The 19,910-nt window shown below is 50.4% G+C and carries 14 protein-coding genes and 1 pseudogene; 11 read left to right on the top strand and 4 right to left on the bottom strand.

All coding sequences use genetic code 11. The features are described from left to right. Nucleotides 1–2: 2 nt before the first annotated feature. A complete protein-coding gene (locus GN241_08915) occupies nucleotides 3–755 on the bottom strand; it encodes a thioredoxin domain-containing protein (GenBank protein XAT57475.1) in 753 nt (250 codons plus the stop codon). 20 nt (nucleotides 756–775) lie between these two features. Beyond that, the gene (locus tag GN241_08910) at nucleotides 776–2,080 is read right to left on the bottom strand and encodes a M48 family metalloprotease (protein ID XAT57474.1); all 1,305 of its coding nucleotides are present in this window, start codon (nucleotides 2,078–2,080) and stop codon (nucleotides 776–778) included. Between the two features lie 57 nt (nucleotides 2,081–2,137). Here GN241_08910 and GN241_08905 point away from each other — a divergent pair. From GN241_08905 to mltG, 10 genes and pseudogenes are all read left to right on the top strand, one after another. Then, nucleotides 2,138–3,291: pseudogene (locus tag GN241_08905) on the top strand (aminotransferase class I/II-fold pyridoxal phosphate-dependent enzyme). Beyond that, nucleotides 3,288–4,553: an N-acetylmuramoyl-L-alanine amidase gene (locus GN241_08900; protein XAT57473.1), complete on the top strand. Its 1,266-nt coding sequence runs from the start codon at nucleotides 3,288–3,290 to the stop codon at nucleotides 4,551–4,553. The pseudogene GN241_08905 and the gene GN241_08900 overlap by 4 nt, the downstream one beginning before the upstream one ends. A 78-nt stretch (nucleotides 4,554–4,631) precedes the next feature. Further along, entirely contained in the window at nucleotides 4,632–7,181 is a 2,550-nt protein-coding gene (locus GN241_08895) for a PBP1A family penicillin-binding protein (protein ID XAT57472.1), read from the top strand. A 97-nt stretch (nucleotides 7,182–7,278) separates the two neighbouring features. Beyond that, entirely contained in the window at nucleotides 7,279–8,406 is a 1,128-nt protein-coding gene (locus GN241_08890; protein ID XAT57471.1) for a peptide chain release factor 2, read from the top strand. Nucleotides 8,407–8,556: 150 nt separating this feature from the next. Then, nucleotides 8,557–9,966, top strand: a complete 1,410-nt coding sequence (locus GN241_08885) for an amidase (GenBank protein XAT57470.1) — start codon at nucleotides 8,557–8,559, stop codon at nucleotides 9,964–9,966. A gap of 97 nt (nucleotides 9,967–10,063) precedes the next feature. Continuing rightward, complete coding sequence (gene fabD, locus GN241_08880) at nucleotides 10,064–10,996, top strand: ACP S-malonyltransferase (GenBank protein ID XAT57469.1); 933 nt, start codon at nucleotides 10,064–10,066, stop codon at nucleotides 10,994–10,996. Nucleotides 10,997–11,010: 14 nt separating this feature from the next. Next, a complete protein-coding gene (gene fabG / locus GN241_08875) occupies nucleotides 11,011–11,748 on the top strand; it encodes a 3-oxoacyl-[acyl-carrier-protein] reductase (GenBank protein XAT57468.1) in 738 nt (245 codons plus the stop codon). A gap of 257 nt (nucleotides 11,749–12,005) precedes the next feature. Continuing rightward, nucleotides 12,006–12,239, top strand: a complete 234-nt coding sequence (locus tag GN241_08870) for an acyl carrier protein (GenBank protein XAT57467.1) — start codon at nucleotides 12,006–12,008, stop codon at nucleotides 12,237–12,239. A 158-nt stretch (nucleotides 12,240–12,397) separates the two neighbouring features. Further along, nucleotides 12,398–13,657 (top strand): beta-ketoacyl-ACP synthase II, encoded by a 1,260-nt coding sequence (gene fabF, locus GN241_08865; protein XAT57466.1) that lies wholly within the window; start codon nucleotides 12,398–12,400, stop codon nucleotides 13,655–13,657. Next, entirely contained in the window at nucleotides 13,657–14,805 is a 1,149-nt protein-coding gene (gene mltG / locus GN241_08860) for an endolytic transglycosylase MltG (GenBank protein XAT57465.1), read from the top strand. Before fabF ends, mltG begins: the two co-directional genes overlap by 1 nt. A 48-nt stretch (nucleotides 14,806–14,853) precedes the next feature. Here the strand turns inward: mltG and GN241_08855 are convergent, their stop codons facing one another. Continuing rightward, nucleotides 14,854–15,612: an SDR family oxidoreductase gene (locus GN241_08855; GenBank protein ID XAT57464.1), complete on the bottom strand. Its 759-nt coding sequence runs from the start codon at nucleotides 15,610–15,612 to the stop codon at nucleotides 14,854–14,856. Between the two features lie 268 nt (nucleotides 15,613–15,880). Then, nucleotides 15,881–17,509, bottom strand: a complete 1,629-nt coding sequence (locus GN241_08850) for a cyclic nucleotide-binding domain-containing protein (protein XAT57463.1) — start codon at nucleotides 17,507–17,509, stop codon at nucleotides 15,881–15,883. Between the two features lie 492 nt (nucleotides 17,510–18,001). Between GN241_08850 and GN241_08845 the strand changes: the two genes are divergently transcribed. Then, entirely contained in the window at nucleotides 18,002–19,591 is a 1,590-nt protein-coding gene (locus tag GN241_08845) for a choline dehydrogenase (protein XAT57462.1), read from the top strand. Nucleotides 19,592–19,910: the final 319 nt, after the last annotated feature.

Raw genomic sequence — 19,910 nt, 5'->3', positions numbered from 1 at the left:
GCTTAACCTCTTTTGTCTCGCAGCATGGCTTGCATCGATTCCAAGGGTAGGTACCCGCGCAACATTTCATCTTGCATCACGAATGTAGGCGTGCCGCTGATTTTCATTTTTTGCGCCAATTCAGCGGTTTTTGAAATCTCCTCTGCAACGTCATTAGACGCCATATGATCCAAGATTTTATCCCTATCCAAATCAAGCTTGCGGGATATTTTACTGAGCGCGGCAGGGGTTGGTTGGCCCGGTAAACTGAACAATGCATCATGCACCTGCTTATACGCATTGGCGCCGTAAAGCTGTTTCACGGCAATCGCAAACCGCGACGCAACAACCGAGGCTTCGCCTAAAATCGGCAACTCTTTCAAAATCAACCGGACATTCCCATCGGTTTCAAGAAGCTCGTTCAAATCTTGAAAGGCTTTTTTACAATAGCCGCAGCGATAATCGATGAATTCAACCAAGGTGATATCGCCCTCTAAATTTCCGCCTTGATAGGAAAAGCCATCGTCAAACAGTGCAGCGCTGTATTGTTGCACCAATGCAAAATCGTTTTGGGCTTCGCTGGCCGCCTGCTGGGCTTTGAACGCATCCACCGCTTCAAAAATCACTTCTGGGTTTTCCATCAGATAGCGTTTCACTTCTTGACCAAACGCTTTGCGATCTGTTTCAGAGAGATTAGACAGATCCCCAGCCGACGCGATTGCAGCTGCAAAAAGCGCCCAGAGGGTAACCCATATTCTTAAAATTTTGACCTGCATTATAAATCCTTGTGATCTGTCTACTTGGTGCTGATATTAAGTATGTCTTGCGCTTTTTGCCATGCAGGAGAACCGGTTGGCAAACCCAAAACAGCACGCCGAGCGTGAACCTTTGCATCTTTTAGCCGCCCCTGCAACGCAAAGCGCTCTGCTGTCACCAAGGCCGCCATTTCTGGTTTGTTTGATCGCGCATAGGCAACAGCCAAATCGCGCAATAATTTGGTGCTTCTAAAGTCGCCAGCGCGAGCGTTTTCGAGCGTTTTTAACGCCATTGATATCTGATTATTGGCCAGCAAGGCGCGTCCATAACCTGCCAAAATCAATGAATCCTTGGGGGCCATTGCCACCGCTTTCTCATAGGCTGTTACAGCAGCTGAAAACTTTTGATTTCGCATTAAAAGCTCTGCGTAAAGCTCTTGATAATAGGGATCTCTTGGCCTTATTCCTTGCGCAATCCTCAACTGGTTAAGCGCCTCTGATAATTTGCCTTGCCGCGACAGTGCAATCGCCAGACTTATTGCTCGAAGATCCTTAGGAAGTTTTCGTTGATCTCGCGCCAAAATCGTTGAAGGTGGTCTCAAAAACGCCGCCAATTTGGCTTTGGTTCTTGCGTGCCAATATTCTGCGGATAAATCTGGCTTGCTAGAAGATTGTGTTGCCGCATTTGAGCGTGCTTGGCGCAGCCGTTCGCGGCTGAGCGGATGCGAGCGCAAGTAGGTGTCTTGGCGCGCTGGTAATAAGCTTTCCTGACCAGAAAAGATTTCTAAAACATCCGCCATCCCCTGCAGGCTGATGCCTGCGCGGCGCATATATTGCATGGCGGATTGATCGGCCGAGCTTTCTTCGCTGCGATTATAGGCTAGAAAATTCCGCTCTGCCGAGCTGTTTAAGCCGATGGCCAAACCGGTTCCAAGCGCAACATTCCCACCCGCGGCGCCAGCCGCTATGCCCAGCGCCATGCCAAATCCGGCGGCGCTGCGGGCCGTTTTGATATTCTTTGCTCTTCGGGCGATATGACCATTTGCAATATGAGCCGCTTCATGTGCGATGATTGATTGCAGCATACTGGCCGAGTTTGTTTTCAAGACCATGCCCGCATTAAGAAATATGTGATGATTGTCGATAACAAACGCATTCAATTGAAGATCATCGACCACCAATACCTTCACCCGTTCGCTGGGCAGATCTGCGGCCTGCAAAATGGGGCGCGCCAATTGCTGAAGCCCATGCTCAATATCAGAATCGCGTAACAAGGATATTGCTGTGGCGGGGGCTGGTGTTAAAAAGAGGACTATTAACACAATGAAACTGTTGATTATTCGCATCGAAGCCGCCTATAGATCAGGAAGTTCACTCACTAATTTAGAGTTTGGATTGATATGATGAAAAACTCAACCCGTGGCGCCGTAGATCCCTTTATTGTGATGGATGTGATGGAAGCTGCGCGTCAGGCAGAGGCGGCGGGACGCCATATTATTCATATGGAAGTCGGGCAACCCGCAACTCCGGCGCCCTTGGGGGCCAGAAACGCGTTGCGCGATAGTTTAAATGCAACCGCGATGGGTTATACGGTTGCGCTTGGTTTGCCCGAACTGCGCGCTAAGATCGCTGATCTCTATGGCGAATGGTATGATGTTGATTTGGACTCAAAGCGGGTGATTGTAACGTCGGGTTCATCTGCTGGGTTTTTATTATCCTTTACATCCTTGTTTGATGCTGGAGAGCGGGTAGGTATTGGCGCGCCGGGCTATCCCAGTTACCGACAAATTTTAAAAGCTCTTGATTTAACTGCGGTGGATATTCCAACAAGCGCTGCAAATAAGTTTCAACCGCATCCTACCGATCTTGCAGATTTAAGCTTGAACGGATTGCTGGTTGCCTCACCGTCCAACCCAACCGGAACGATGCTATCGGGGGGGAATTGGGCGCATTGATTGAGGCCACTGAGCGCAGTGAAACGGCCTTTATAAGCGATGAAATTTATCACGGAATTGAATATGAAACCAAGGCGGTAAGCGCATTAGAGATAACCAATAATTGCTACGTGATAAATTCATTTTCGAAATACTTTTCGATGACGGGATGGCGCGTTGGCTGGATGGTGGTGCCCGAAAACCACATTCGTCAGGTTGAACGTTTGGCGCAAAATATGTTTATCTGCGCGCCGCATGCCAGCCAAGTTGTGGCGCTTGCTGCAATGGAGTGCCGCGAAGAGTTGATCGCATATAAAGCCGTCTACGAGAAAAACCGCCGCCTGATGATTGATGGCTTGCCAGAGGCTGGATTTGATCGCATCGCGCCTCCGGATGGTGCTTTTTATATTTATGCTGATATCTCGCATCTGACATCCGACAGCCTGTCTTTCGCTCGCGAGATTTTGCAGGAGGCGGGCGTGGCCGTTACGCCAGGTTTGGATTTTGACACCCAGCGCGGGGCGGGAAGTTTGCGGTTTTCTTACGCCGGCAGCAGCGAAGATATTCAAGAAGGGTTGCATAGATTAAAGCAATTTATGCAGAAGAAAGGCTTTGCGGCATGATTTGGTTTCTTCGCAATCTGCTGGCTTTAACAACGTTGCTGGCCCCAGTTACCGGTTTCTGCACGGGCATGACGCAAGCAAAAGAAACCATGGATATAAGCGTGCCGGCCATCCAAGGCTTGGCCCGCTTACGCGTCAAGGACAGCAGCGTCGAGGATCTGTTATGGGATGGCGTACGGATAAATTTAAATCTTAGCCAAGGCGTGCCTTATCGGGTCTATTTTCTGCAAGACCCACTGCGGATGGAGGTTGAATTTAATGCGCTTTATCCCATTGATATAAGCAGTTATGACTTTAATAAAAGCAAAGAAATCAAGCAAGTTACCTATTTTGAATCCCCTTCGCAGCTTTCAGTCCTGCGGTTCGACCTGACATCGCCGATGCGCCTTGAAACGGCCGATTTGAATGTAAACACATCTGATGGTTCTGCCGTGCTGAACTTGGTGTTAACGCCGGTCACGATGGTTGAATTTTCGCTTTTTGCGCTGCAAAAAGCTACAAATTCAGAACTAGAGCTTGCCTTGAAATCCGCAGTGAAGGCGCCGACTTTAACAGAAAATCGATTGACGGTTCTGATTGATCCGGGCCATGGCGGGATCGACCCAGGGGCTATAGTTGGCGATGTGAATGAAGCTGGCTTGATGCTAAGCTTGGCGAAAGAGTTGAAAGAAAGTTTGCTACGCGTTGAGGGCGTAGATGTCGTTTTGTCGCGTTTGGAGGATAAATTTGTACCGCTCGAAGCGCGCGTTTCGTTGGCGCAAGCTGTAAAAGCGGATCTTATTATTTCTTTGCATGCGGATGCGTTGGTCGAGGGAACGGCTTATGGAACCACGGTCTACACTTTGCCTGCACTGGCGTCTGAAAGCGCCTCGCAATCATTGGTGTTGCGCCATGAACCCGATTCTGTGCTGCAGGGCGTGGATTTAAACGCGATTGATGAAGATGTTGCGATGGCGCTTTTGGATTTGAGCCGCTTGGAAAATATGCAAAGCTCGGAAATTTTGGCAGAATCTGTCGTGAAAGGATTGTCCCGCGTCTTGGGAGGGCTCAATGCAAAACCTTTGCGTAAAGCGGGATTTTCGGTTTTAAAAGGCGCTGATATTCCGGCGATTTTGATTGAAGCGGGTTTTATGTCCACAGAAACGGATCTGGCAAATCTTCAAAATGCTGAATGGCGGGCGAGATTTGCCGAAGGCGTTAGGCTTGGCGTGATGATTTGGTATGCGCAAGAAAAGCAAATCGCGCCTTTGCGTAGGCGGTGAATTGAACGAGTTTGATCGAAGCCTTTTGACCCCAGGTCAAAGCCTGCTTATAAGACGGGGACTAATTTAGGGCGGGCAATGCTACGTATTGTTTTATCTTTTTTTGGGGGTGTGTTTACGTTCTTGACGATGTCGGTTGTTGCTTTTGCGTTAACAATCGGAGCAGTGTTTTGGATTTATGGCCGTGATCTTCCTTCACATGAATCATTGGCGCAATATAAACCGCCCACCATTAGCCGGATTTATTCTGGTGAAGGTCGTATTGTCGATGAATTTGCGCGCGAACGTCGGTTGTTTACCGGAGCCCAGGATGTGCCGCTTCTGATCAAACAAGCCTTTATTTCTGCCGAAGATAAGAATTTTTATTCGCATCCAGGCTATGATTTGCGTGGCATTCTATCTGCGGCAGTTGATGCCGCGCGCTCTGGTGGGCGCAGGGTCAGAGGGGCCTCAACCATCACGCAGCAGGTGATGAAGAACTTTTTATTGGATGGGTCGCGTCGCGCTGAGCGTAAGATCAAAGAGATCATTCTGGCCACGCGAATTGAAAACACCTTGGATAAAGAGCGTATTTTAGAGCTTTATTTAAACGAGATTTTCTTAGGCCAAAACTCATATGGCGTGACGGCAGCGGCACAAACCTATTTTAATAAAACCTTGGATGAGTTGGCCCCTCATGAAGCGGCTTTTTTAGCCTCTCTGCCCAAAGCCCCGTCCGATTTTCATCCCGTCCGGCGCAAACAGCGCTTGCTCGAGCGTCGCAATTACGTGTTGAAGGAAATGTGGCAAAATGGCTTTTTGGAAGAGGCGGCCTATCGCGCGGAGGCGGCGCAACCTTTGCTGTCGGTCCAAAATGGAGATTTTATAAGCTTTCGATCAGCTTTGCCGCGCCGAGGGTATTTTAGCGATGAAATTCGACGCCAATTAAGCGCTGATTTTGGCGAAGAGGCGTTTTTCTCAGGGGGTATGACCGTCCGCGCCACCTTTGATCCTGAATTGCAAACTGTGGCGGAAATTGCGCTTCAACGCGCGCTTGAATCCTATGACCGGGCTCAAGGCATTTGGCGCGGAACCGGCCTTTCAATTGAGCCTGAGCGGCTAACCAGCGAAGACCAGTGGCGCGCAGCGCTAAGCGATATTGAGGTGCCACGCGGAATAAAGCTGGATGGCCAATGGTATCCAGCTGTTGTTCTTCGACTTGGCAAAAAATCGGCGCAAATCGGCATTGAAGGCGTTGAAGATGATGAAGACGGGCATTGGATTCCCTCGCGTGACGTCACTTGGGCCAGCAAACAAAAGGCCGATGGCAGCCTCGGCCAAAAAGCCAAACGCGCCTCTGATCTTTTGTCGCTGGGCGATGTGGTTTTGGTGCGGGCCCTTCTGGATGAGGAGGGCGCGTTTGAACGATGGTCCTTGCGCCAAGTATCAGAAGTGCAGGGGGCGTTTATGGCCATGGATGTCAATACAGGCCGGGTTATTTCAATGCAGGGCGGGTTTTCTTATGAAGCGTCGGTTTATAACCGCGCGACCCAAGCAGACCGGCAGCCAGGCTCAAGTTTTAAGCCCTTTGTTTACGCCGCAGCGCTTGATAGTGGCTATTCACCCGCAACAATCGTGATTGATGCACCGATCGAAATTGATACGCCGCAAGGGTTGTGGACGCCGCGCAACTCATCAGATAAGTTTTACGGACCAACGCCGTTGCGCACTGGCATCGAACAGTCTCGCAATTTGATGACCATTCGTTTGGCTCAGGAAGTTGGGATGGATGTGATTGGTGATTATGCCGAGCGCTTTGGCGTTTATGATCGCATGAACCCGTTTTTGGCGAATTCTTTAGGCGCGCAAGAGACCACCCTATACAAAATGGTGGCCGCTTATGCGATGTTTGCCAATGGCGGAGAACGCGTGCAACCCACCTTGGTGGATCGGATTCAAGATCGGTATGGAAAAACCATCTACAGCCATGATGAACGCGAGTGCTTTGAATGTGGGTTTGAGACAATTCCTGCAAATCGCGCGCCGCTGATCGTTTCGAATCGCGAGCGTATCATGGATGCGACAACCGCGTATCAACTCACCTCGATGATGCAGGGCGTTGTAGATCGAGGGACAGCGAGCAACAGCATCAACTTAGGGGTGCCTGCAGCGGGTAAAACCGGCACAACGAACCAGTCAAAAGACGTTTGGTTTGTTGGGTTTACCAGTAATTTCGTGGCCGGTTGTTATATTGGACATGATTTGCCCAAACCGCTCGGAAAACGCGCTTTTGGCGGCGGCATGTGCGGTCCGGTCTTCAATGAATTTATGCAAGCTGCCACAGAAAAATTCGGCGGCGGGCCATTTATCGTGCCAGAGGAAGGGCAATTTATAAATATTGATCGCTTCACGGGCGCGCGCCTTGCTGATGACGCCGAAGGTGACCACGTTGTTGCCGAATTTTTTCGTGACGGCGAAGAGCCAATATTTGGGGTGGCTTTTGACGGGGGATTCGCGATGGGCAGCAATTTTGAGCGCGTAGATACCGAAGAACAAATCAGCCGCGAAATCCAGACATCTTCAGGAAAAAGCGTAAAGGTTGGGCCCAAAGCCAGCATTGGCACACTGAGCTCTGGGGGGTTGTATTGAAGGTTGCAAGGACGGTTGCCAAAGCAAAAGCGCTCGTCTTGTCAGTTCGGGCTGGCTTCTGTAAACCCTAGCGCAACGCTTTAAAACTGGGAAGCCTATGCGCGCTGACATCGTAACGACTGTATCTGAAATCAACAAATCATTGGCCTTGCTTCGGCAACGCTTAAATTGGGACACCGTTTCGCATCGACTGGAAGAATTCAACGCGCGGGTAGAAGATCCTGACCTCTGGAACAATCCAGACAGCGCGCAGAAATTGATGCGCGAACGCCAGAGCCTTGTGGATGCGGTGGCAGTTCATAACAGTATCGCGCAAGATCTGAATGACAATATTGAAATGATCGAATTGGGCGAGATGGAAGACGATCAAGAAGTGATTGCTGATGCCCAAAACGCTTTGGTCGAACTGGCTAAGAAAGCCGCTGCAAAAGAACTGGAAGCCTTATTGAACGGAGAGGCCGACAGCAATGATACGTTTCTCGAAGTGCATTCCGGCGCGGGAGGCACTGAAAGCTGCGATTGGGCCTCGATGCTGGCGCGGATGTATCTGCGATGGTCTGAAAAAGCTGGTTATAAAATCGAAATGCAATCCGAAACGCCCGGGGAAGAGGCTGGCATTAAATCGGTGACCTATAAGATTAGCGGTCAAAACGCTTATGGATGGTTAAAATCTGAAAGCGGGGTGCACCGTTTGGTGCGTATTTCTCCTTTTGATTCCGCCGCTAAGCGTCACACATCTTTTTGCTCGGTTTGGGTCTATCCCGTGGTGGATGATAATATTGATATTGAGGTCAACCCTGCAGATATACGCATAGATACATACCGCTCGTCCGGGGCCGGGGGGCAGCATGTGAACACCACCGATTCTGCGGTGCGCATCACCCATCATCCAACAGGCATCGTGGTCACCAGCTCAGAAAAATCGCAACATCAAAACCGTGATATTGCGATGAAAGCCTTGAAGTCTCGGCTTTATCAAATGGAGTTAGACCGCCGTAATTCTGCTATTAACGAAGCCCATGAGAATAAAGGCGATGCCGGTTGGGGCAATCAAATTCGATCTTACGTTTTGCAACCTTATCAGATGGTGAAAGATCTGCGCACGGGACATGAAACCTCTGACACAAAAGGGGTTTTGGATGGGGATTTAGACGCATTCATGGCGGCCACTTTGGCGCAGGACGTATCAGGAAAAACGAGGGCAGAGGCCAGTGATCTTGACTGAGCGCGGCGTTATCAGGTGCATATTCTTGCAACCTTGGAAGGCCCATTAAATGCGCTGCTGCGCCACAACACTAGGGTATGGCAGCCTGAACATGCTAGCTGTGTTTTTTCCGCGTCACGGTTGCGCATATAGCCAATGCAGCCGCCGCGAATGAGCGCCCTGTTCAAAAGCGCGCTTGCGCAGGCAGAGCTCTTAAACAGGCGCGAAATTAGCGCGGTTGAGCTTATGCAGGACACCTTGGCCCGCATCAAAACGATAAATCCGCAGGTAAATGCCATAATATACCTGCGCGAGGAGGCGGATCTGCTGGCCCAAGCGGCGCAGGCGGATAAATCAAGCCGCTCAGGTTGGATGCATGGGCTGCCAATTGCGATTAAAGATCTACATGATGTCAAAGACATGCCCAGCTCTATGGGCTCTGCGATCTTTGCAGATTACATCGCAGAAAAAGATGATATTGCGGTTGCACGTGTGCGCGCTGCGGGGGCGATCATCATTGGAAAAACCAATACGCCCGAGTTTGGCCTTGGCAGTCATACATACAACACGGTTCATGGCACAACCTATAACCCCTATGATCTGAGCAAAAGCGCAGGGGGATCCTCTGGCGGAGCTGCGGTGGCGCTCTCTACCCGCATGCTACCTTTGGCAGATGGCTCGGATATGATGGGATCTTTGCGCAATCCCGCGGCCTGGAACAATGTCTACGGATTTCGGCCAAGTTTTGGTTTGGTGCCCTCTGAGCCTGGCGCTGAGATGTTTTTGCAGCAAAACGCCACGCAGGGCCCCATGGCGCGGTCACCGCGCGATTTGGCGGCGTTTTTAAGCGTGCAAGCGGGGCGTGACAAGCGGCAACCTCAAGGTTTAGAGGCGCAAGATTACTTAAATCTGATGCAGCCTAATTTGCACGGAAAGCGTCTGGCGTGGCTGGGCGATTGGTCGGGGCAATTGCAAATCGAACCCGAACTTATTAGCGCATCAGACGCGGCGATTTATGCGTTTAAAGAGCTGGGCGCGGATGTTGACAGTCTTGAGGCTCCGTTTTCCCTAGATGATATTTGGCAAAGTTGGACCATCCTTCGATCCTGGGCAATTGCCTGTTCAGAAGCCGCGCATTATCATGCGCCGGATCACCGCAAGCTGTTAAAACCCGAGGCGATTTGGGAAATAGAGCGCGGTTTAAGCTTTACCGGCCAAGAGCTGCACGCGGCCAGCGTTTTGCGCACAAGTTGGTTTAAGAAATATATGAAACTTCTTGAAACCTATGATGCAATTATTTTGCCCTCAACGCAGATTTGGCCTTTTAAAGCCAACCTAGCCTATCCAAGCCATATAAACGCGCAACCTATGGACAGTTATCATCGCTGGATGCAAATCGTTACGCCTGCCAGCCTTTTGGGGGTGCCAGTGGTTAATCTTCCTGCTGGCTTTGGCGCTGCAGGATTGCCCTTCGGGTTGCAGCTTATGGCCGCAAGGGGCGATGATTTAAAGCTATTATGCATGGCTGAGGCTTGGCACAGACAATCTGATTGGCCCTCGCTGAGGCCGCCCAGCCTTTAAAGCAATGGTGCTGGATCAACGGGTTTTGGTGAAAAGCATTGCACCGCCCGCTTGGGTTGGATATCTCGGTCAAAAGCAATAAAAAAGGAAAAGAGCATTGGCACGCGCATATGTTTGTCCAGGGCAGGGCGCTCAAACGATCGGAATGGGGCGGGCGTTATCTGAAACCTATCCCGAGGCAAAAATCGTTTTTCAGGAAGTTGATGACGCGTTGAACGAGAATCTGAGCGGGTTGATCTGGGAAGGGGACCTGAGCGAGTTAACCCTAACCGAAAACGCACAACCGGCGCTGATGGCCACATCTTTGGCGGCGTTTCGCGCGTTGCAATCAGAGGGTTTGGGCTTAGACGGTGTTGATTATGTGGCCGGCCATTCTTTAGGGGAATATTCGGCCTTGGCGATTGCAGGCGCTTTGTCCGTGGCCGATACAGCGCGGCTGTTGCGCAAACGCGGGCAGGCAATGCAATCGGCGGTGCCGGTTGGCGTTGGCGCGATGGCCGCTATCCTTGGCCTTGATTTTGCAGCTGTTGCAAAGCTTGCGGCGGAGGCTGCACAGGGCGATATCTGTCAAGCCGCCAATGATAATGATCCAGGTCAAGTTGTCGTATCGGGTCATGTAGGGGCGGTGGAAAGAGCCATTGTTTTGGCCAAAGAGGCGGGCGCGAAACGCGCCTTGCTGTTGCCGGTAAGCGCTCCGTTTCACTGCGATTTGATGGCCCCCGCGGCGGCAGAAATGGCGCAAGCCTTATCAACGGTCGCTATCACGGCCCCAAAAGTTCCGTTGGTCTGCAATGTCAAAGCTGAAGCCGTCAGGGCACCTGAAGAAATTCGCGAGTTGTTGTTTCAACAGATTACGGCTTCGGTGCGCTGGCGTGAATCGGTGCAGTGGATGATTGAGCAGAAAGTGTCAGAGATTTGGGAAATCGGCGCTGGTAAAGCGCTTACGGGGATGGTGCGGCGCATTGATCGGGCAGTTGCGTGTAGAAATATCGCAACGCATGATGATATATCCGCCGCGATTAATACATAAGAGTAGGGTTTTAAATGTCTGATTTAAGTGATAAAAACGCGTTGATAACCGGAGCATCAGGTGGAATTGGCAGCGCGATCGCCCGCAGGTTACATGCCGCGGGTGCCAAAGTTGCGTTAAGTGGAACGCGGCAGGAACCGCTTGAGAGGCTTGCTGAAGAACTGGGTGAACGAGCCTATATATTGCCCTGCAATTTAAGCGATATGGCCGCGGTTGAGGCCTTACCCAAGCAAGCCATAGACGCCCTTGGTAGCCTTGATATCCTAGTGAACAACGCAGGTATCACCCGCGATAATTTATTCATGCGGATGTCAGATGAGGAATGGCAATCTGTGATCGATGTCAATCTCACCGCCACGATGAAGCTGTGCAAAGGCGCGCTGCGCGGTATGATGAAATCTAGGTGGGGGCGGATAATCAATATCAGCTCGGTGGTGGGCGCGACGGGCAATCCCGGTCAAGGCAATTATGCGGCCTCAAAAGCTGGAATGGTTGGTATGTCAAAATCGCTGGCTTATGAAGTTGCCAGCCGCGGTATTACGGTAAACGTGGTTGCGCCGGGGTTTATCGCCACTGCAATGACAGATAAATTGGCCGACGATCGCAAAGAGGCAATTTTAGCGCAAATTCCCGCGGGCCGGATGGGCGCCGCAGAAGATATAGCTAGCGCAGTTGGGTATCTGGCAGGCGATGGCGCTGGCTACGTGACAGGCAGCACTTTGCATGTGAATGGTGGCATGGCAATGATTTAGAGCACGCCAGTAAGCGCGAGCTGTTCACGGATAAAGAAACATCGCAGGTTTTTAAATTTGTGCAAAAAGGTAAATTTGCGCTGAAATCATTTGCCTAATTGATAAGCTGTGCTATAGGCGGCGCATAAGTGCCAGCGCGTGTTTGGCAAGTGCTCTTGACTGGTTCGCGCCTGTGGCTTAGGGAGGCCACCAAACAGGTAAGACCCGCTCGCAGAGTGGTTAACCGGGCTAGGCCCGCATAGAATGAGGAATGTATAATGAGCGATATCGCAGACCGCGTTAAAAAGATTGTTGTGGAGCATCTTGGTGTTGAAGAAGATAAAGTGGCAGACAATGCATCATTCATTGATGACCTTGGCGCCGACAGCTTGGACACAGTAGAATTGGTTATGGCTTTTGAAGAAGAGTTCGGAATTGAAATTCCCGACGATGCCGCAGAAAACATCCAAACATTTGGAGATGCAGTTAAATTTATCGGTGAAGCGTCGTAAGCTTGCACCCGTAAATGCTGAATACGGCCTCTGTCTATAATGGCAGGGGCTTTTTTTGTTACAAATCCGAAGTCCTAATTCTTGTGATTTCTAACAAATAGACGTATTTACAGACCCTGAGGTTGCAGGTGAAATAATTAGATTAGAAGGACGGGCTGATGCGTCGAGTGGTTGTCACAGGTCTTGGAATGGTAACGCCATTGGCGAATGGCGTCGAGGCCACGTGGTCACGCATATTGGCCGGGCAATCTGGCGCGGGCCTCATCACGCGCTTTGACGCTGAGCAGGTTGCAACGAAATATGCCTGCGAAGTGCCGCTAGGCGATGGCAGCGGCGCAAGCTTCAATGCCGATGATGTTCTCGCGGGCAAAGAGCAACGGAAAATAGATGAATTTATCCTATATGGGATAGCTGCCGCTGTTGAGGCGGTTGAGGATTCTGGTTGGATGCCCGAGGACGAGGCGGGGCGTCTGCGCACCGGAGTTATGATCGGATCGGGAATCGGTGGGCTTAATTCAATTGCCGAAACCGCCATCTTAATCAAAGAACGCGGGCCACGTCGTGTGTCGCCGTTTTTTATCCCCGGAGCGTTGATCAACCTTGTTTCCGGGCAAGTGAGTATCCGTTTTCGGTTTAAAGGCCCAAATCACTCGGTGGTGACCGCCTGCTCCACGGGAGCGCATGCGATTGGCGATGCCGCCCGGTTGATCCAAACCAATGATGCAGACGTGATGGTGGCCGGAGGAGCCGAGGCCGCAATTTCCGAAATCGGAATAGCCGGGTTTAACGCGTGTAAAGCGCTTTCGACCAATTATGTTGATAATCCACAAGCAGCCTCGCGCCCGTATGATCGCAATCGTGACGGCTTCGTGATGGGCGAGGGCAGCGGCGTGGTTGTGCTAGAAGAATATGAACACGCTGTTGCGCGCGGCGCCAAAATATACGCCGAAGTTTTGGGCTATGGGCTGTCTGGGGATGCCTATCACATTACCGCCCCGTCTGAAGATGGCGAAGGCGGCGAGCGCGCCATGCGCGCTGCTTTGTCAAAAGCCGCGTTGCAACCAGAGGCAGTTGATTACATTAACGCGCATGGCACTTCGACAATGGCGGATGTGATTGAATTGGCCGCAGTAGAACGCATGATGGGTGAGGCAGCTTCAAATTTGACTATGAGCTCAACAAAATCCGCCACTGGCCACCTTTTAGGGGCTGCAGGCGCCATTGAAGCGATCTTCACCATTCTGGCAATTCGAGATCAAGTGGCGCCCCCAACCATCAACCTTGATGATCCCGCGGTGGAAACTGCGGTTGATTTGGCGCCGAATGAAAACCGTCCGCGCAAAATTGACGTTGCCCTTTCAAACTCATTCGGCTTTGGAGGCACTAACGCCTCACTCCTTTTGGGTAAAGCCCGCTAATGTGGCGAAGCGCGGCGTCGAATGCGCTGACCTTTCTAATCTTGGTGTTTCTGCTGATCGGTGCGCTCGCGCTTTGGGGGCAGGCGCAATATTATGGGGCCGGTCCGCTTTCTGAAGCAAAATGTTTGCTGGTTGACCGAGGTCAAACCATGCGCAAATTATCGCAGCAATTAGACGAGATGGGTGCCCTGTCTCAACCTGCGATATTTCGTATTGGCAGTGAGTATGAAAACAAAACGGCGCAGTTAAAAGCAGGCAGTTTCTTAATTCCCCAAGGGTCTTCAATGCGCGAGATCACCGATATTGTAACCCGTGGTGGGGCAAATACCTGCGGTACTGAAATCGTGTTCCGATTGGGAATTAATACAACGCAAGCTCAAATTCGCGAAATGGATCCCGTCACGCAAAAATTGGTAGAAATCGATAGTTTTGACCTTTCACAAGCGCCGCCAGCAGCCTACAAAGAGACGGTTGCGCTCCCGGGCCTTCGCTTCCGTTTAACCATGGCCGAGGGCATAACCTCTTGGCAGGTGGTCGAAGCCTTATCAAATATCGATATTTTAACCGGCGATATTCTTGAAATTCCGGCCGAAGGCAGCCTTGCAACGATCAGTTATGAGTTGCGCAAAGGAGATACAAGAACAGGACTGCTGCAACGCATGAGCCAAACCCAAGAAAGCTATTTGAGTGAGGCTTGGGCGCTGCGCGCCGAGGGGTTGCCTCTCGCGACACCCCAAGAGGCGCTGATACTTGCCTCAATTATCGAAAAGGAAACCGCCATGGCTGCCGAGCGGCGTCTGGTTGCCAGCGTGTTTATCAACCGTTTGAACAGAGGCATGCCGCTACAAACCGATCCAACGGTGATTTATGGCATTACAAAAGGTCAAGCTGTGCTGGGGCGCGGCTTGCGTCGCAGTGAATTGCGCAAAGACACCCCTTGGAACACATATACGAATAAAGGATTGCCCCCGACGCCGATCGCCAATCCCGGCAAGGCGAGTATTGAAGCCGCTTTGAACCCCGAGTCGACAAATCTGGTGTTTTTCGTTGCCGATGGCACGGGCGGGCATGCCTTTGCCGAAACGCTGGCCGAGCATAATAAAAACGTGGCCAAATGGCGAAAAATTGAAGCCGCGCAATCAGAATAGCCAAAGCCATTCAAACGTATTTAACGTCAGCTTATGAACGCTCCAATGTTAGATCGAACCCGCTTCGACCATATAGTTATTTGCCGTGCACATGGCTGCATCATCTGACGCCAAAAAGAGGACCATGCGCGCCACATAGACCGGATCGATCAAGTCGGGAAGGCATTGCCTTTTGCGCTGATTTTCCAAACCTTCCGGCGTGACCCAAAGATCTTTTTGGCGCTCGGTCATTATCCAGCCTGGTACAACAGTATTGACGCGAATGCGGTGTTTTCCCAAATCACGCGCCATCGTACGGGTCAGGCCATGCACGGCCGATTTTGCGGTCGCATAGGCTGGAAAACCGCCCCCTGCCTCCCACCATGAATTCGAGCCGATATTTATAATAGACCCGCCACCGCGTTCGATCATTCCTGGCGCAAGGTGTTGTAAGGTAAAGAATTGGTGACGTAAATTTGTAGCCATGCGTTCGTCCCAATACTCAACCGTGACATCCTGCCAATCATGCCGGTCATCTCTTGCAGCATTGTTCACCACCACATCGGCATTGCCAATCCGGCCAATCAACGCATCCAAGGCCGACTTGAGCGCGGTAATATCGCGCAGGTCACAAATTTCAAACGTGACATTCGGGCCGAGCTTTTCAGCCAATTCTGCGCTACCTGTCTGATCGAGATCTAAAAACCCAACCTTCGCGCCTTGATCGGAAAAGGCCTTAACAATCTCGGCGCCAATCCCGGAGGCCCCGCCTGTCATAAAAGCTGTTTTTCCCGATAGGCTTGGAAAGCGCGCAAATTGTTGAGACATGAAAATACCTTTTTGAAGCAAGTGATGAGATGGGTAGAAAGCAACAGTTGCGGATTGCTGTCAACGGCCGGGCTAAGTGTTTTATACGCGGCGCGGTTCTGGGGCAGGCGCTGATTGGTTAACGCATTTTATTTTTGACACTGCAGGTTTGACTGATCATGTATGTCATAGCCGGGTTGAGCAAGTTTGGTGCACGTTCAGATGTTTCCTTACAAGTGCGCCGCATGAACGTCTGTTTGAAAAGCTAATCCAGTATTTCCAACAATTATTAAGCTTTATCGTGGTTTTCTGCCTCGATGCTTCCAAGCCCCGAGTTTCGTAAATGGGTTTCGAAATATGTGCGAAAGAAGGGAAGACCCTCAGCAAGCTTCAAAAACTCATCGCGCGTTAAGACCAAAACCTTTGTGTCTTCGACCGCAACCGCGGTGGCAATCCGCCGCGTTGCGCCAATAAGCAAGCGTTCCCCAAAGTGATCACCCGCGTTAAGAACGCGTGATGTCTCTTCCCCGGTTACGGGATCTATGCCAGTAATTTCGACGCTGCCGCTAGCGATCGTGTAAAACCCATCAGAGCGCGCGCCATTTTCGTAAATTCGATCACCTGCGCGGTATAAGACATATCGCGCATCTTGCGGTTTTTCTGAATTAATCTGAACCACTGAGCGGGGGGAAAACCCGTCCATCAGCCAATTCCAAAGCACAGAGATGCGGGTTTGCATACCAGGGAGAAACGAAATGTAATAGACTCGCCATAACAGCCACGCCAAACGACCGGTCAACTTGATACCATAAACTTCCGCAACACCGCGCCCGGCGCCAAGCGAGGCCAGCGATCCTTTTGAACTGTAATGAAAATTCTTCAAACTCCGATTTTGAAGGGTTGCAACAACATTTCGCGCTAAATGCTTTGCCTCTCGCACGGCAAATTGGGCTGTTGGAGGGGCGAAATCTTCGCGGTCTGAGGCCGTTTCGGTCATTGGTATTAACGCACAATCCCCTATCGCCCAAATGTTTTCAAACCCATCTGCACGAAAATCACGCCGAACCAAGATTCGCCCCTGCTTAAGCGTTAAAGGCATCGTTGCAACCACGGGGGGCGGCGTATTGCCAATTGTGGCCACGATGGTGCGCGTTTCTATTACCTCTCCGGTTGTGGTGACTAGCTGCGTCCCCGTTGCTTCTGCGACACCAACGCCCAACTGCACTTCAATGCCCCGCTGGTTTAATTTGCTCTGCGCATAGGCGGCAAGGCTTTCGGGCATTTCATTCAAGATACGATCGGCAAATTCTAACACGACAACGCGTATTTCTGAGGCTTTTATATTTGGATAGTAGCGTAAAGAACGATCGATCAATTCTTTTATCTCACCCACGGTTTCAATTCCTGAAAACCCCCCTCCGATCACGGTGAAGGTAAGGGCACCTTTCTTCACCTCGGGAAGGCGCGTGATATCGGCATGTTCCAGCCGCTCAATCACATGCGCCCTTAAACGCCGCGCATCGCTGAGCGTTTTCATCGTGAAGGCGTGTTCGTTCAGGCCGGGTGTGCGAGATAAATCGCTTCCAGACCCAAGCGCAATAATCAGGTGATCATACTCCAAAACCGTAGGTCGACGCTGCACTCCTTGAAAAACGGTTACCGTTTGCGCCTCTGGGTTGATACTATCAACCTCGGCTTTTCGTATGAAAATTTTCCGGGTAAGAAAGCGCAAAGGCGAAACTGCATTTACCGCGGAAATCGCGCCGCCGGCCACCTCGGGTAGCAAAGGTTGGAACACAAAATAATTCTCACGATTTACAACTTCGATCGCGGCTTCTTTGCCCATTAACCGTTGCAGATTTCGAGCAGCGTATAATCCAGCGAAGCCGCCGCCCAAAATCAAAATACGATGTACCATTTCAATTAAACCTTTTATGCTTTGCGGGGTTGCTGATTAACTTAATCCACCACGCTTTCATATCCTTTCTAAGGAATTAGTCCAGAAGCATAAACTTGCTATTTTAAATACGAATGTAAGTGTTTTTTGATTCCCCACGCTGCGCGTTTTATCTTTTTTTTTGCAGAGCCTTAAATAAACAAAACCGTCCATATTAATCTGGAGTCGATTTCATACGGTTAGTTTTTACGCAATAGGCTTTTGCAAATTTATCCTTCAATACGTTAACAACTTTAAGAGCTAAAGTATGGTGCGCTTTCATAAGTTTTCTTAACGCAGCGCTTTTCAGCGAGATGGCGTGAGTAAGTAAAGAAGTATAGGCAAAGCGCAGCAATACCTTTTAAATTTTGCGTGCAATCGCCGTTCCAGGGTAGGGATCTTTTTGTGCAGACTTATTAAACCAGCGTTCAAAAAAGTAACACCTCGATTAGAAAATAGGGTTTAATAGCGTTTATGGAATTTGATTATATTATTGTTGGGGCGGGCAGCGCGGGCTGTGTTTTGGCGAAGCGTTTGGTCGAGGCGGGTCATAAAACATTGCTGTTAGAGGCGGGGGGACGTGATAATTATCACTGGGTGCATATACCAATAGGTTATTTATATTGCATCGATAATCCACGCACAGATTGGCAGTTTAAAACACAACCACAGATCGGTTTGAACAATCGCAGCTTGTTATACCCACGGGGAAAAATATTAGGTGGTTGCAGCTCTATAAACGGAATGCTCTATTTGCGCGGGCAGGCCGCGGATTATGATCACTGGCGACAATTAGGCCTTGTGGGCTGGGGTTGGGATGATGTGCTGCCTTATTTTAAAAAATCCGAAGATTATGTAGATGGCGCATCTGAATATCACGGGGCGGACGGTGAATGGCGCGTTGAGCGGCAAAGGCTGCATTGGCCAGTGTTGGATGATTGGCGTCGGGCTGCGATAAGCGCAGGCATTCCGCCGGTGGATGATTTCAACACAGGTGATAATGAAGGGGTCGGATATTTCAAAGTAAATCAACGTTCCGGCTGGCGGTCAAATACGGCAGGTTCTTTTCTTAGAACGATTAAAAACAAAAATAATTTATATTTAAAAACGCATGCCCAAACCCGGCGCGTGATTGTGAAACAAAACCATGCGGTTGGGGTAGAGTATCAACAAGGCGCCACTTCAAAAACGGCCTATGCAAGGGCGGAAGTCATTCTGTGCGCGGGGGCTATCGGATCTCCGCATCTTTTGCAATTATCGGGAATAGGGCCCGCGCAGCATCTACAAGCGCATGGCGTTGAAGTGCTTCAACATAGTCCCGAAATTGGCGCAAATCTGCAAGATCACCTGCAGTTGCGCTGTTCATGGCGGTTAACGGGAGCAAAAACCCTTAACACTTTGGCCAATTCAGTTTTTGGAAAAGCCAAAATCGCTGGTGAATATTTGCTCAAACGGTCCGGACCCATGTCGATGGCGCCCTCTCAATTGGGGGCTTTTGCAAAATCACGCCCCGATGTGGCAACGGCAGATTTAGAATACCATGTGCAGCCTTTGTCGTTAGATGCTTTTGGTGAACCGCTGCATGATTTCCCCGCAATAACCGCTTCTGTTTGTCATTTGCGGCCTGAAAGCCGCGGAGAGGTGCGGCTTGCCAGCTCAAACCCTTTTGATGCCCCTCAAATATCTCCGAATTTTTTGTCCAGCGAAGGCGATCGATTGGTGGCAAAGGATGCGATTAATCTGACGCGAAAGATAATGGCGCAACCCGCCTTAGAACAATATCAGCCGAAAGAATATAAACCAGGGCCGCAAGCGCAAACGGATCGCGACCTGATTCAGGCGGCGGGAGATATTGGCACAACGATTTTTCATCCAACATCCAGCGTACGCATGGGGCAAGATGCAACGGCGCCCTTGACCGAAAAACTACAACTTCGTGGCATAGAAGGTTTAAGAGTGGTCGATGCCAGCGCAATGCCTTGTATTACAAGCGGAAATACCAACGCTCCAACCATCATGATTGCTGAAAAAGCAGCAGATTTAATCTTAAACTGCGGGAAATGATACTCGTTTCAGATGCAATTACTCGTTCTGTCGCGCATCGCGGTTTGCATAAGCCTTGGCACCCCGTCTCAGAATCACGTTTCATGCGCGCGCGTGGATCATAAAATTGCATCCTTGAAGAGTTCGGCGCAGCGCATCGTTCTTCTCCGCGGTCTCATATTCAAAATTTTCAGATCAGATAGGGTAACACGAATTTAAAACAGGTGCATGCAAGCCGCCTATTTCACAAAAAACTCTTTTCAACACAAGTGCGCAGCCAAGCAAACATTAAGAGAAAGTTCATATTCAGACATTTTTGACAGGTCTCAATCTGTATAGA

This window comes from Rhodobacteraceae bacterium IMCC1335, assembly GCA_039640495.1.
Taxonomy (GTDB): Bacteria; Pseudomonadota; Alphaproteobacteria; order Rhodobacterales; family Rhodobacteraceae; genus Thalassovivens.
This window is presented reverse-complemented; position numbering and strand designations above follow the sequence as displayed.

Excerpts from the sequence above, each read along its gene's own strand:
- GN241_08850 (XAT57463.1), bottom strand. The coding sequence starts at position 17,509 with ATGGTACATCGTATTTTGATTTTGGGCGGCGGCTTCGCTGGATTATAC.
- GN241_08870 (XAT57467.1), top strand. The coding sequence starts at position 12,006 with ATGAGCGATATCGCAGACCGCGTTAAAAAGATTGTTGTGGAGCATCTT.
- GN241_08895 (XAT57472.1), top strand. The coding sequence starts at position 4,632 with ATGCTACGTATTGTTTTATCTTTTTTTGGGGGTGTGTTTACGTTCTTG.
- GN241_08845 (XAT57462.1), top strand. The coding sequence starts at position 18,002 with ATGGAATTTGATTATATTATTGTTGGGGCGGGCAGCGCGGGCTGTGTT.
- mltG (XAT57465.1), top strand. The coding sequence starts at position 13,657 with ATGTGGCGAAGCGCGGCGTCGAATGCGCTGACCTTTCTAATCTTGGTG.
- GN241_08910 (XAT57474.1), bottom strand. The coding sequence starts at position 2,080 with ATGCGAATAATCAACAGTTTCATTGTGTTAATAGTCCTCTTTTTAACA.
- GN241_08885 (XAT57470.1), top strand. The coding sequence starts at position 8,557 with ATGAGCGCCCTGTTCAAAAGCGCGCTTGCGCAGGCAGAGCTCTTAAAC.
- fabF (XAT57466.1), top strand. The coding sequence starts at position 12,398 with ATGCGTCGAGTGGTTGTCACAGGTCTTGGAATGGTAACGCCATTGGCG.
- GN241_08890 (XAT57471.1), top strand. The coding sequence starts at position 7,279 with ATGCGCGCTGACATCGTAACGACTGTATCTGAAATCAACAAATCATTG.
- GN241_08915 (XAT57475.1), bottom strand. The coding sequence starts at position 755 with ATGCAGGTCAAAATTTTAAGAATATGGGTTACCCTCTGGGCGCTTTTT.
- GN241_08855 (XAT57464.1), bottom strand. The coding sequence starts at position 15,612 with ATGTCTCAACAATTTGCGCGCTTTCCAAGCCTATCGGGAAAAACAGCT.
- GN241_08900 (XAT57473.1), top strand. The coding sequence starts at position 3,288 with ATGATTTGGTTTCTTCGCAATCTGCTGGCTTTAACAACGTTGCTGGCC.
- fabG (XAT57468.1), top strand. The coding sequence starts at position 11,011 with ATGTCTGATTTAAGTGATAAAAACGCGTTGATAACCGGAGCATCAGGT.